We start from the raw sequence: 13030 nt of genomic DNA on the forward strand, positions 1-13030 counted from the left end.
TGTCTCCGGCCACCCGCCCCTTCGCTCATTGGCCTAATAGCCCGCGATCTTCTCCAGTCGGGCGATCCGCTCGTCCATCGGAGGGTGGGTCGAGAACATACGCATGAGAGACTCCCCACGGAAAGGGTTCGCGATCATCATCGCCGCGACATTTCGCGTGCGCGGGGTGTCCTCCATCGGACGTCGATCCGTTGTCATCTCGAGCTTACGCAGGGCCGAGGCCAGCGCGAGCGGATCCTGCGTGAGCATCGCACCGTCTTCATCCGCATCGAACTCACGGGTGCGCGACAGCGAGAACTGAATGAGCATCGACGCGATCGGGGCCAGGAGACTCATGGCGAGCAGGCCAATGATGCCCACTCCCCCGCCCTCGCGACGGTTGCCGCCGCCAAAGAACAGCAGGCCCTGCGCGACCGTCGTGATCACGCCGCCCATGGCCGCAGCAACAGACGTCGTGAGGATGTCGCGATTGTAGACATGCATCAGCTCGTGTCCGAGCACCCCGCGCAGCTCACGTTCGTTGAGAATCGCCAGGATGCCTTCCGTGCAGCACACGGCAGCATTGTTCGGGTTACGACCCGTCGCAAACGCGTTCGGGGTGAGCGTGGGCGCCACCCAGATCGTCGGCATCGGCTGCTGCGCGCGATCCGACAGCTCGCGAACAATGGCGTAGAGCATGGGCTGTTCCGACTCGCTGACCGGATACGCACCCATCGACCGCAGTGCGATCGTCGCCGAGTTCCAGTAGGAGTACGCGGTCTGGAGGAGTCCAATGCCCCCGAACACGACAATCCACACCATACGGCCCGTGCCCGACGCGATAAGCACACCAATAGCGAGCAGCAGCGCCCACATGCTGCCCAGCAGGAGGGTCGTCTTCAGACCGTTGTGATAGTTGCGGTGCACCATGCAGGCGATCCTATGGGGGTTACCTGAGAAGCCCCTGGGAGCCAGCCGAAGCCCAGATGGGAACCGATTGACCACTCACCGAATCGCAACGAGGCCGCGACCGGAAAACCCAGCCACGGCCTCGTCGAGGATGCGGGACGCGTCAGTTGCGGCGGCCCGGACCCGTGTAGTCATCGAAGCGCTCGGGGGCGCTCGGCACGCCCATCTCGCCCATGTCGCCGATGAGATCCGTTTCCTTCGGATCCACCTGCGCACCACGCGAGATATCCGTCATCGCGCGACGCGACACGACCTTGACGCGCTCACGCGTGCCGCGGCCGGCCGGGAGCTCGCCGTAGTCCTCGCCCAGAGCCTGCTCGTAGGCGTCCAGAAGCTCCCAGCCCTCCCAGGTCGTGAACTCGACGCCACGGGACTCCAGGAGCGCCACCATGGCCTCGTGGCCCACCTCGGCGGTGTTCGCGTGCAGACGGCCCTCGGAGGCGTCCTCCACGAGGTGAGAGATCGTCTGCTGGGCGTCCGACTTCGTCGAACCGATGAGGCCAACGGGGCCACGCTTGATCCAACCGGTCGCGTACACGCCCGGGATCACGGGGGCGGATTCGTCCTTCGTGGTGTCACCCTCGATGACGCGTCCCTCGACGTTGGGCACGACGCCGGCGCGCTCGTCGAAGGGTAGGCCCGGAATCGGCGAGGAGTAGTAGCCCACCGCGCGGTACACGGCCTGCACGGGCCACGTCGTGATGACGCCCGTGCCCGACACGCTGCCATCGCCGTTCAGGGCGGTGCGCTCAGTGCGCAGAGCCTTCACGTGGCCGTTCTCGTCCGCGACGATCTCGACCGGAGCCTGGAACAGGTGAATGTGGATGCGACGCGAGGCCGTGTGCTCCTCCGGGTCCGCCATCGCGTAGCTCGTCAGCGTCTTGACGACCTGACGCTGCTGGTTCGACGCGCGCAGCGCCTCCTCCGAGCCCTCGTCGAAGTCGAAGTCCTCTTCCGAAACGATGACGTCCACGTCCGGCACCTTGCCCAGCTCGCGCAGCTCCAGCGGGGTGAACTTCACCTGCGCGGGGCCGCGACGACCGAACACGTGCACATCGGTGATCGGGTTCTCAGCCAGGCCCTCGGCCACATTCGCCGGCACCTCGGTCTTGAGCATATCCTCGGCGTGCTTGGCCAGGACGCGAGCCACGTCCAGCGCCACGTTACCGACGCCGAGAACAGCAACCTCGCGGGCCTTCAGCGGCCACGTGCGCGGGTAATCCGGGTTGCCGTCATACCAGGACACGAAGTCGGCTGCACCGTAAGACTCGGGCAGGTCCACGCCCGGAATGTCGAGCGGGTGATCGCGGTCCGCGCCCGTCGCAATAATGATCGCGTCGTAGTGATCACGCAGGTCGTCGATCGTCACGTCGCGGCCAACTTCGACATTGCCGAGCAGGCGGATGTCACCACGCTGCAGGATCTTGTACAGCGCCACGATGATCTGCTTGATACGCGGGTGATCCGGCGCGACGCCGTAGCGCACGAGACCGTAGGGCGCGGGAAGACGCTCAAACAGGTCGATATTCACCTCGAGCCCCGACTTGGACAGAATGTCCGACGCGTAAATGCCAGCGGGACCAGCGCCAATGACGGCGACGTTGAGCGGTGCCAACCGATTTCTCCTTCTTCGTGACCGCGCGCGTGTGCGCGCACCTGGGCACTAAGTCTAGCGCCCCGTTGCCAAGGGCAACCTTAGCTGAGACCCCTCACACACCTCAAGGGTGCACATACGACGAGGCCGGAGCCAGCCGCGCTCTCATGCGCAGCCGAGCCCCGGCCTCGTTGTCGACAATCAGACCAGGCGATCCACCATGAGGTTCGCGAAGGCCTCGAGCGCGGTCTTCGCCTCACCCTTGGGCAGCGGTGCCAGCGCAGCGATCGCGTCGTTGGCCCACGTACGCGCAAGCTCGCGCGTCTCCTCGAGGACGTCGTGACTGCGCAGCTGCTCAACGACCGAGGCGAGGGCCTCGTCGGAGGACAGGTCCCCCGTCAGCTCGCGCAGGATGCGCGCGCCGGCCTCGTCAATCGTGCCGGCGGCCTCGCGGCGACGCAGGAGGAGGACGGGCAGCGTGTCGACGCCCTCGCGCAGATCGGTGCCGGGCGTCTTGCCCGACTGCTCGCCCGATGACGCCAAGTCGAGCACATCGTCGGCGATCTGGAAGGCGACGCCCACCTTTTCACCAAAGTCGCTGACCACGTCCGCCATGAGCTGGCCGGCGCCCGACAGCAGCGCGCCGAAGGAAGCGGCGGTGGAGACGAGCGAACCCGTCTTGTCCGCCAGGACCTGCAAGTAGAAGTCAACGCGATCCGCGCCGTCCGTCGGACCGAAAGTCTCGTTGAGCTGGCCTTCACACAGGCGCTCGAACGTGCGCGCATGGTGGGCGACCATCTCGGGACCCAGGGAGGCAACCAGGAGCGAAGCGCGGGCAAAGAGGATGTCGCCGGCGAGGATCGCGCGGTTGTTACCCCACAGGTGCTGAGCCGAGGGCACGCCGCGACGCGTCGGCGCGGAATCCATGACGTCATCGTGATACAGGGACGCCAGGTGCGTCAGCTCCACGGCCGTCGCCGCCGTGATGACCTGCTCGTCGAGCGCCCGCTCGGGGTCACCCAGCTGCGCGCACACGAGGGTGAGCAGCGGACGCATCCGTTTGCCGCCAGCGACAGCGAGGTGACGCGTCAGCTCGTCCGTCAGATCGCGGGACGAAGACACGGCGTCGAGGAGTCGACGCTCGACGACCTCGAGCCCCGGGGTAATACGGGACTCGAGGTCGGGAACATGAAGATCGGGTGTTTGAGCGCTCACGGAATCAGTATGACGATCTTTTCGAGCAGACTCAACACGGGACCGGGGAAGACGCCCAGGGCGAGCGTCCCAAGCGCGCACACGATGATCGCCAGAGCGGACAGGCCCTCCGACTTCACCACGACGGACTCCTCACCGGGCTCGGTGAAGAACATCAGGCGCACGAGGCGGAAGTAGTAGAACGCGGTGATCGCCGAGGCCACGAGGCCCACAATCGCGAGCCAGCCGATGCCGCCCTTGATCGCGTCGGAGAAAATCACGAACTTCCCAATGAAACCGCCCGTCAGCGGGATGCCCGCAAACGAGAGCAGGAAGACCAGCATCGCGCCCGCGATCCACGGGTTGGTGCGGCCGATACCCGCCCACTTGCGCAGGCTCGTCGCCTCGCCCAGGACGTTGCCGTCCGCGTCGCGGCCGCGCACCAGCGTGACCACGCCAAAGGCGCCGACCGTCGCCAGGCCGTAACCGAGCGTGTAGAACAACACATGGCCCGTGCCGCCCTTCTGGATCGCAAGAATCCCCATCAGGATGAAGCCCACGTGGGAGATCGACGAGTAGGCCAGCATGCGCTTGACGTCATCCTGCACGAGGCCGGCGAAGGTACCGACGAGGATCGTCAGGACCGCGACGGCCGCGAAGATGTACAGGAAGTCCCACTGCAGGTAGGCGGCGACGGCCTGGTAGAAGCGAGCCATCGCGGCAAACGCGGCGACCTTGACGGCCGCGGCCATGAAGCCCGTCACCGGGGTCGGGGCGCCCGTGTAGACATCCGGGGTCCACGCGTGGAAGGGGGCGGCGCCCACCTTGAACAGCAGGCCGACCATCACGCAGAACACGCCGATGAGGACCATCCAGTCCATGGCGGTGTTCGTCGAAATTGCTTCGCCCAGCGCCGAGATGCGCAGCGAGTTGGAGAACCCGAAGAGGAACGCCGAGCCCATCAGCATGAAGCCCGAGGAGAACGCACCCAGCACGAAGTACTTGAGGGCGGCCTCGTAGGACAGCTGACGGCGACGACGCGCGGTCGCAGCCATGATGTACAGCGGCAGCGACATGACCTCGAGGGCCACGAAGAGCGTCACGAAGTTATCCGCAGCGGGGAAGATCATCATGCCGCCCAGCGAGAACAGGGTCAGCGGGAACATTTCGGAGCGCTGGTAGCCCTTACGCTCCGAGAGTTCCTCGGCGGCCGAGTCCGGTCGATCCGAGGGCTGACCGGCAAACGCACCGTCACCGACGGTCGTGCGGTCGGCCATCACGAGGACGGCGAGGAATCCGATGATGACGAGCACCGACTGGGCGCCAACCGTCAGGGGGTCCTCGATGTACTCCCCCAGCGAGGCCGGGGTGGCCACGACGGGCGCCCACCGCAGCGCGAGCATCACGCACGCACCGGCAGTCGCCAGAATCGACAGGCCGATCACGATGGGACGGCGCGCCTTGGCCGGGGCGAAGGCCTCGACGAGAATGCCGAGGACGGCGCCGCCGAGCACGATGAGGATCGGCGCGAGGCTCAGCCACTGAACCTCGGGGGCCTGGAAGTTATCCATGGGTAGAACGTTCACTGTGCGCTCCCTTCAACGGCGGCCGGGACCTGCGAGTTGGTCAGGTCGAGGTCTGAAGCAACCGGGGTCAGGGCGCTCACGAGAGGCGCCGACCAGATACCAAGGATGAGCATCGCGGCCACGAGCGGCACCATGACGCCACGTTCGCGCGCCCCGAGGTCCGCCAGCTCCTCCTTGCCCTTGCCCGGAGCGCCGGTGAAGACGCGCTGGTAGGGCATGAGCACGTACAGGGCGGCGATGACGACACCCAGGACCGCGAAGAGCGCCAGCGGGGCGTTCACCGACCAAGTGCCCATCAGCACGAGGTACTCGGGGACGAAGCCGGACAGGCCGGGCAGCGCGATGGAGGCGAGGCCGGACATGAGCCACAGGCCCGCGAGAACCGGGGTCACGCGCTGCATGCCCACGTACTCACGCATGTCCTGCGTGCCACCGCGGCGCGACAGCCAGCCGGAAAGCAGGAACATCGCGGCGATCGAGACGCCGTGGGCGACCATGTAGAACATGGCGCCAACGAGGGCGATCTGCGAGCCGATGAAGATGCCCAGGACCATGAAGCCGAAGTGCGACACGGAGGTGTAGGACACGAGGCGCATAATGTCGTTCTGGCCGTTCGCCGACAGGCCACCCCACAGGATGGAGATGACGGCGAGCACGCACATGACCCACTTCGCGGACGCGGCCGCGCCAGGGGTGAGCTGCAGGCACAGGGCGATCATGCCGAAGGTGCCGATCTTGTCCAGGACGCCGACGAGCAGCACCGAGGTGCCGGGACGAGCGACGGCGGCCGTGTCAGGCAGCCACGTGTGCACCGGGACCATGGGAGCCTTGATAGCGAAGGCAACCATGAAGGTCACGAAGATGACCATCTGAATGACGAGCGGGGCGCTCGGCAGGATCTGGGCGAGCGTGTCAATGCGGAAGAACGTCGACACATCCTGCGCGGCGCGCGAGCCCATCGCCCACAGGTAGAGGATGCCACCGAGCATCACCAGGCCACCGAAGAGCGAGTACAGCAGGAACTTCATCGCGGCCTTGTGACGCGCGACCTCGTCACCGACGCCGTAGCGTCCGATCATGAGGTAGAGCGGCACGAGCATCGCCTCGAAGGCGAAGTAGAAGACCGTCAGATCGTAGGCCGCGAAGATGACGACCATGAATGCCTGGAGGGCCAAGACGAGCGCCGGGTAGGCGCCGCGGTCCGCGGCATCGTCCTCGTCCCAACCCGCAATCAGCACGAGCGGCACGAGGCCGATCGCCAGCAGGATCATGACGAGGCCCAGCGCGGTGACGCCGAGGGACCAGGTGATGCCGATCTGGGGAATCCACAGATGGGACTCGTACACCTGGTACGAGGCCGGGGCGGACCAGTCGAAGACGGAGGCGGCCACGTACACGCCGAGCGCGAGCTCGACGAGGGAGACCACCAGGGCGATGACGCGCCCGGCGGCGCGCCTCAGGGGCGAGACGAAGCCGAGGAGGGCCGCGCCCGCAGCCGGAATGGCCACGAGGACGGACAGCCACGGGAAGTTAGCAGCAACCATTGCACTTTCCATTGTCGTATACCCCTTACAGCCTGAATCCGAGGACGATGGCCAGGGCGAGGATGACGCCACCCAGGATGTAGGCGGCGTACGTGCGCACGAGGCCGTTCTGGGTGATGCCGACGATGCGTCCGAGCAGCTGCGAGCCGGCACCGAGGCCGTTCAACGCACCGTCGATGGCGCTCGCATCGCCGACGGTCGCGACGGTGACGAGGCCCTTGGCGGGCAGCATGAACAGGGTCTCGTTGACGGTGTCCTGGTAGAGGTCGCGGCGTGCGGCCTCGGTCAGGGCGTTGCCTGCGGGGACGGAGGTGGGAACCTCGTCGCGCCCGTACTTCATCCACGCGATGACCGCGCCGAGGATGACGAGGGCGAGGGTGGCTCCCTGAATGACGTACTCATTGAGGACGGGGTCGCCGTGCATGACGTGACCGATCGAGGGGACCAGCCACTCGGTGAAGGTGTTACCGACGGACAGGGCGCCACCGAGGACGACCGCGCCGATCGCGAGGATGATCATCGGGATCGTCATGAGGGGGCCGGACTCGTGCGGGTGCACGGGCTCGCCCTCGGCTTCGGTGGTCCAGCGGGCCTTACCGTGGAACGTCATGAAGAAGAGGCGCGACATGTAGAACGCGGTGATGCCCGCACCGATCATCGCGATGGGGCCGTAGACCCAGCCAGCCCACAGGGCAATGTTGCCTCCGAAGCTGTCGGCGCTGAAGGCGGCCTCGATGATCTTGTCCTTCGACCAGTAGCCGGAGAACGGCGGAACGCCGAGGATGGCAAGCCAGCCCATCATGAACGTCAGCCACGTAACCTTCATGGCGCCGCGCAGGGCGCCGAAGCGACGCATGTTCACCTGGTCGCCCATGCCGTGCATGACGGAACCGGCTCCGAGGAACATGAGGGCCTTGAAGAAGCCGTGGGTGAAGAGGTGGAAGATCGAGAACGCCCAGCCGATGGGGCCCAGGCCCGCGCCCAGCATCATGTAGCCGATCTGGCTCATGGTGGAGGCGGCGAGGACCTTCTTCATGTCGTCCTTCGCGCAACCGACGATCGCGCCGAAGAGGAGCGTGATCGCACCGATGATGGCGACGGCGGTCGCCGCGATGGGGGCGGCCCAGAAGACGTCGCCGGAACGGACGATCAGGTAGACGCCGGCGGTAACCATCGTGGCCGCGTGAATGAGCGCGGAGACGGGGGTCGGGCCAGCCATGGCGTCGCCCAGCCACGCCTGCAGCGGGAACTGGGCGGACTTACCGCAGGCGGCAACCAGCAGGAAGATACCGATAACCGTCGCGGACGCCGCGGGGATCGACTCGACCTGGGAAGAGACGACGGAGAAGGACACCGAGTGGAAGGAGGCGACCATCGCCATCATGGCGATCAGCATGCCCATGTCGCCGACACGGTTCATGACGAACGCCTTCTTGGCGGCCACCGCGTAGGCGGGGACGTGGTTCCAGAAGCCGATCAGCAGGTAGGACGCCAGGCCCACGCCTTCCCAACCGGCAAAGAGGCCGGCGTAGGAGTCCGCGAGGACCAGGGTCAGCATCGCCGCGATGAAGAAGTTCAGGTAGGCGAAGAAGCGACGGCGGGCCGCGTCGTGCTCCATGTAGGCGATCGCGTACACGTGGATGAGCGAACCGACGAAGGTCACCAGGATGACGAACGTGATCGACAGCGGGTCCACGAGGAGACCAAAGTCGACGGTGAAGTCACCGGCGGGGATCCAGGTGAACAGCGTCTGGCCGAAGCGTTGCGCGTCCACGGGCGCGTTCCACATCTGGGCGGCGATCAGAGCGCCGACGACGAAAGTCGACCAGGACGCGAGGGTCGCCAGCAGGTGGCCCCACTTGTCCGAGGCGCGGCCCAGCAGCAGGAGCAGGCCTGCGCTGGCCAGCGGAATGAGGATGAGCAGCCACGCGTAGGCGGCGACTCCGGTGGGCGCGACCGTCTCATAGACGGAGAGAGCCTGCGGGGAGATGAAGGTGGTCATGAGTTACGTCCTCCCTCAGTTCTTCAGCAGGTTGAGATCGTCCATGCTCGTGGTCGAGCGCGAACGATAGATGGACACGATGATCGACAGGCCGACGACGACTTCGGCGGCCGCGACGACCATGACGAAGAACGCCATGATCTCGCCGTCAACGTTGGAGTTAATGCGCGAGAACGTCACGAGGACGAGGTTCGCGGCGTTGAGCATCATTTCGACGCCCATGAGCGCGATGACCGCGCTGCGGCGCACGAGGACCGTGGTCGCACCGATGGCGAACAGCACACCCGCAAGGATGAGGTACCAGGCGAGGCTCACTTGCTCTCCTCCTTCTTCTCAATGGGGGTGGTGGTGCGCGCCTTGCGGGCCCGGGGCTGGGCCAGACCGGTGGGCGCGGCGGCGCCGGGCATCCCGAAGGATCCGGAGCGCGGGACGTCGGGCGTGCGCCCGATGGTGTAGGGCGACTCGTCGATGGCGTCCGCCGCCGAGGTCTCGGTGCGCGCGAGTGCGAGCTGCTCGGAGACCTCGGGGGTGACCTCGCCGATCGTGCGGGCGAGGCCGCGCACGCGCAGGACTCGAGGCACCGACTCCTCGACCGGGCCGAGGGTCTCGCCGGAGATGGCGGGCACGTCAGCCGCGTTCGACTGGGCGTAGACACCGGGGGCGGGCAGCTGGCCGATGCGGGCGCCCTTCTCGGCGAACGCGCGCATCTTGTTGCGAGCCGTCTCGAACTGGTCGGCCTTCGGAGTGAGGCGATCAGAGTGGGTCAGCAGCATCGCGCCAACGGCGGCGGTGATCAGCAGGCCACCGGCGAGCTCCATGCTCAGCCAGTGCTGCTGGAACAGCGTGATCGCCAGGTCGGTGATCGGCTGGTTGGAGTAGGGGTCAACCTCGACGGGCTTGTGCGGAGCGGGCACGGACTTCAGGATCGCCGTCGTGACGATGACGATCAGGCCGAGGCCGCCGAGCACCGCCGCGACGATCGCGCCGCGGCTCTGGCGGGCGTAGTCGTCGGAGGTGCCGATGCCGATCAGCATGATGACGAAGAGGAAGAGCATCATGATCGCGCCGGTGTACACGACGATCTGCGCGACACCCAGGAAGGGGGCGCTGTTCGCAATGTACAGGACCGCCAGGCCGAGCATGACGCCGACCATGCAGATGACCGAGTGCGCGGCCTTCTTAAAGAAGAGGACACCCAGAGCGCAGGCGACCATGACAATGGCCGTGCATGCGAAGAGGATGATCTCCCCCGTTGACCCCATCATGGGCCAACCATTGGACAGGTTCATCAGTGTGCCTCCTCGGCGACTCGTACCGTCTTGAGGGAGGGGTCGTCGGGGCGGCGGCTCGCCACCCAGTCAACCTGGGCGGCGGTGGGGCCGGTGACTTCCCCGCGGTAGTAGTCGATGTCGTTCTTACCCTCGACCATGGGGTGGGGCGCTGCGAGCATGCCGTCTGCGAGGGGGACCAGGAGGTCTTCCTTCTCGTAGATGTCATCCTCGCGGGTGTACTTGGCGATTTCGAAGTCGTTCGTCATCGTCAGGGCGCGCGTGGGGCACGCCTCGATGCACATGCCGCAGAAGATGCAGCGCAGGTAGTTGATCTGGTAGACGCGGCCGTAACGCTCGCCCGCCGAGAACTGCTCCTCAGGGGTGTTGGACGCGGCCTCGACGAAGATCGCGTCAGCGGGGCACGCCCAGGCGCACAGCTCGCAGCCGACGCACTTTTCCAGGCCATCGTCGTAGCGGTTGAGCTGGTGACGACCGTGGAAGCGAGGCATGACGCGCGCGGGTTCGCGCGGGTACTGCTCGGTGACGGTGGGCCGGAAGAAGGAAGCCATGGTGACTCCGTAGCCGGCCATGGGCGCGACGAACTGGGCGAACGCACCCTTGGGGTCATGCTCGAAGAGCATTTCCTCGTCGGTGGTCTTCTCACTCATCGGTGGACTCCTTCGGGCTGTCGATTGCCGCGGCCGGGGCAAGCTCGCCCTCGATGGTGGCGAGGCCTCGCGGCGAGGCAACGGGGGTCTGTCCGGGCAGTGGCGGAACGGGGAATCCGTCCTCGAAGCCGGTGTATTCGCGTTCGGAGGCGGGGTTTTCCTCGGGCTCACCCTTGTCGGTGAGCCAAATGATCGCCAGGGCGATCAGGAAGAGGACGCCGACGCCTCCGAAGAGAACGTGGTTGGGCAGCTGGACGAACTGGGTGATGCCGCGCACCAGGGCGACGAGGACGAGCCAGCCCAGCGCGATGGGCATGAGGCGCTTCCAGCCAAGGTTCATGAACTGGTCGTAGCGGAAGCGCAGCAGCGTGGCGCGCGTCCAGATCATCAGGAACATGAAGAACCAGATCTTGAGGAAGAACCACAGCAGGCCCCACCAGCCGGAGTTCAGGAACTCGACGTGGGACAGCGGCCACGGGGCGTGCCAGCCGCCGAAGAACATCGTGGTGGCCACGGCCGAGACGTTGAGCATGTTGACGTACTCGGACAGGTAGTACCAGCCGAACTTCATCGACGAGTACTCGGTCATGTGGCCGGCGACGATCTCGCCTTCGGCCTCGGGGAGGTCGAAGGGAAGACGGTTGACTTCACCGACGGCGCTGATGCAGTAGATGACGAATGCCGGGAACAGGGTGAATGCCCACCAGAACTGCCCCTGGGCTGCGACGATCTGCGAGGTGGACATGGAGCCCGACATGAGGAACACGCTCACGAGGGACAGGCCCATGGCCAGTTCGTAGGAGATGACCTGCGCGGAGGAACGCACGGCGCCGTACAGCGGCAGGGTCGAGCGGGTCGACCAGCCACCCAGGACGATGCCGTACAGGCCCAGCGAGGCGATCGCCAGGATGTACAGGGAGGCGACGGGCATGTCGGCCAGCTGCATCGGCGTGGAGTGGCCGAAGATCTTCACGTTTGGGCCCATCGGGATGACCGCGTAGACGCTGAACGCTGCGAACGCCGCGATCGCGGGGGCCAGGAAGTACAGGAACCTCTCGGCCCGGCGGGTCCACATGTCCTCCTTGAAGAGGAGCTTGCCGGCGTCCGCGAACGCCTGGAACAGGCCGAGGGGGCCCGCCACGTTCGGACCGGGACGCGTCTGCATGCGGCCCAGGCCTCGGCGCTCGACCCACAGGGCCAGGAGCACGTTGGCGATCAGGAAGACGATGATGAACACGGCCTTAATAAGGCTGAGCCACCAGGTTTCCTGGCTGAAGTCCGCGGCAGTGTACTCCGGGACTGCGAAGGGTGCGAGTGTCATCGTGCCACCTCCTGCGTGGCGCGCAGGGTCGCGACGGTGCCGGCACCGCCGAGGTTTTCGTGAATAACGGAGCCGGTCGAGCACTCGGGCACCCACGCGACGGAGTCGGGCAGGTCCGCGATGGCGGCCGGGAGGGTGATCGTGCCACGCTCAGTCTCGAGCGTCGCGTCAGCACCGGGGGTGATGCCCGCGGCAGCCAACGTCGCGGCCGAGGCCAGGAGGACGGGGCGGCGGGCCGAACCGGCCAGCCACGGTGCGCCGTCCTGGAGACGACCGGCGTCGATCATCGGCTTGTGTGAAGCCAGAACGACCTCGCCCTTGCCGGCGGAGGCGGGAGCCTGCGCGGGCACCGGGGCGAACTCCTGCGGGGCGCCGTCCCACTCCATGAGGGGGTTGACTTCCTCGTAGAGGTCGGCCAGGGCGGTGATCCCCAGATCGTCGTCAAACTCTTCGGTGAGGCGCACGAGCACGTCGCGGTCCGTGAGGGACGTCGCCGAGCGGGCCTGGCCGAAGGGACGCAGGCGGCCTTCCCAGTTGATGTAGGTGCCGTTCTTCTCGACCGCGGGAGCGACCGGCAGGACGACGTCCGCGCGGTCCGTGATCTCCGAGGTGCGAACCTCAAGCGACACGAGGAAGGGAACCTCGTCGAGGGCCTCGCGCACGGCGGCGGGCTCGTCGAAGTCACGGACATCCACGCCGCCGACGACCAGAGCCTGGAGCTCACCGGAGGCGGCAGCCTCGATCATCTGCTCGGCGTCGAGGCCGCGGGCGGGCAGCTCGCCCCAACCCAGGGACTGTGCCCCAGCCTCGTCGAGGCCGCGGCCGAAGGGAAGCAGACCCGGAAGGAGGCCGGCCTCGATGGCGGCGCGGTCACCGGCGCGGCGCGGGACCCACGCGAGGCG

General features: G+C 66.6%; 11 protein-coding genes. All 11 read right to left on the minus strand.

Annotated elements, in window-relative coordinates; genetic code table 11:
- Nucleotides 1-33: 33 nt before the first annotated feature.
- Entirely contained in the window at nucleotides 34-909 is an 876-nt protein-coding gene (gene htpX / locus HMPREF1137_RS00590) for a zinc metalloprotease HtpX (protein WP_007587633.1), read from the minus strand.
- A gap of 142 nt (nucleotides 910-1051) precedes the next feature.
- Nucleotides 1052-2563, minus strand: coding sequence for an FAD-dependent oxidoreductase (locus HMPREF1137_RS00595; RefSeq protein ID WP_007587635.1), 1512 nt, complete (start codon nucleotides 2561-2563; stop codon nucleotides 1052-1054).
- 180 nt (nucleotides 2564-2743) lie between these two features.
- Complete coding sequence (locus tag HMPREF1137_RS00600) at nucleotides 2744-3757, minus strand: polyprenyl synthetase family protein (protein WP_007587623.1); 1014 nt, start codon at nucleotides 3755-3757, stop codon at nucleotides 2744-2746.
- Nucleotides 3754-5307 (minus strand): NADH-quinone oxidoreductase subunit NuoN, encoded by a 1554-nt coding sequence (gene nuoN / locus HMPREF1137_RS00605; RefSeq protein WP_007587619.1) that lies wholly within the window; start codon nucleotides 5305-5307, stop codon nucleotides 3754-3756. Before nuoN ends, HMPREF1137_RS00600 begins: the two co-directional genes overlap by 4 nt.
- An 11-nt stretch (nucleotides 5308-5318) precedes the next feature.
- Nucleotides 5319-6866 (minus strand): complex I subunit 4 family protein, encoded by a 1548-nt coding sequence (locus tag HMPREF1137_RS00610; protein WP_007587610.1) that lies wholly within the window; start codon nucleotides 6864-6866, stop codon nucleotides 5319-5321.
- A gap of 25 nt (nucleotides 6867-6891) precedes the next feature.
- Nucleotides 6892-8868, minus strand: a complete 1977-nt coding sequence (gene nuoL / locus HMPREF1137_RS00615; protein WP_007587629.1) for an NADH-quinone oxidoreductase subunit L — start codon at nucleotides 8866-8868, stop codon at nucleotides 6892-6894.
- Nucleotides 8869-8883: 15 nt separating this feature from the next.
- Entirely contained in the window at nucleotides 8884-9183 is a 300-nt protein-coding gene (gene nuoK / locus HMPREF1137_RS00620; RefSeq protein ID WP_007587627.1) for an NADH-quinone oxidoreductase subunit NuoK, read from the minus strand.
- On the minus strand, nucleotides 9180-10157 hold the full coding sequence (locus tag HMPREF1137_RS00625) for an NADH-quinone oxidoreductase subunit J (RefSeq protein ID WP_007587631.1): 978 nt from the start codon (nucleotides 10155-10157) through the stop codon (nucleotides 9180-9182). The genes nuoK and HMPREF1137_RS00625 overlap by 4 nt, the downstream gene beginning before the upstream one ends.
- Nucleotides 10157-10807 (minus strand): NADH-quinone oxidoreductase subunit NuoI, encoded by a 651-nt coding sequence (gene nuoI / locus HMPREF1137_RS00630; protein ID WP_007587616.1) that lies wholly within the window; start codon nucleotides 10805-10807, stop codon nucleotides 10157-10159. Before nuoI ends, HMPREF1137_RS00625 begins: the two co-directional genes overlap by 1 nt.
- Nucleotides 10800-12128 (minus strand): NADH-quinone oxidoreductase subunit NuoH, encoded by a 1329-nt coding sequence (nuoH, locus tag HMPREF1137_RS00635; protein ID WP_007587636.1) that lies wholly within the window; start codon nucleotides 12126-12128, stop codon nucleotides 10800-10802. Before nuoH ends, nuoI begins: the two co-directional genes overlap by 8 nt.
- Nucleotides 12125-13030 (minus strand): molybdopterin-dependent oxidoreductase (locus HMPREF1137_RS00640; protein WP_007587614.1); only part of this gene is annotated, 906 nt, incomplete at its 5' end. The genes HMPREF1137_RS00640 and nuoH, both read right to left, overlap by 4 nt.

This window comes from Actinomyces sp. ICM39 (genome assembly GCF_000282935.1).
GTDB lineage: Bacteria > Actinomycetota > Actinomycetes > Actinomycetales > Actinomycetaceae > Pauljensenia > Pauljensenia odontolytica_B.

Bases quoted from the DNA above. Each gene is read 5' to 3' on its own strand.
- htpX (WP_007587633.1), bottom strand. From the start codon at position 909: ATGGTGCACCGCAACTATCACAACGGTCTGAAGACGACCCTCCTGCTG.
- nuoN (WP_007587619.1), bottom strand. From the start codon at position 5,307: ATGGATAACTTCCAGGCCCCCGAGGTTCAGTGGCTGAGCCTCGCGCCG.
- HMPREF1137_RS00610 (WP_007587610.1), bottom strand. From the start codon at position 6,866: ATGGTTGCTGCTAACTTCCCGTGGCTGTCCGTCCTCGTGGCCATTCCG.
- nuoL (WP_007587629.1), bottom strand. From the start codon at position 8,868: ATGACCACCTTCATCTCCCCGCAGGCTCTCTCCGTCTATGAGACGGTC.
- HMPREF1137_RS00625 (WP_007587631.1), bottom strand. From the start codon at position 10,157: ATGAACCTGTCCAATGGTTGGCCCATGATGGGGTCAACGGGGGAGATC.
- nuoI (WP_007587616.1), bottom strand. From the start codon at position 10,807: ATGAGTGAGAAGACCACCGACGAGGAAATGCTCTTCGAGCATGACCCC.
- nuoH (WP_007587636.1), bottom strand. From the start codon at position 12,128: ATGACACTCGCACCCTTCGCAGTCCCGGAGTACACTGCCGCGGACTTC.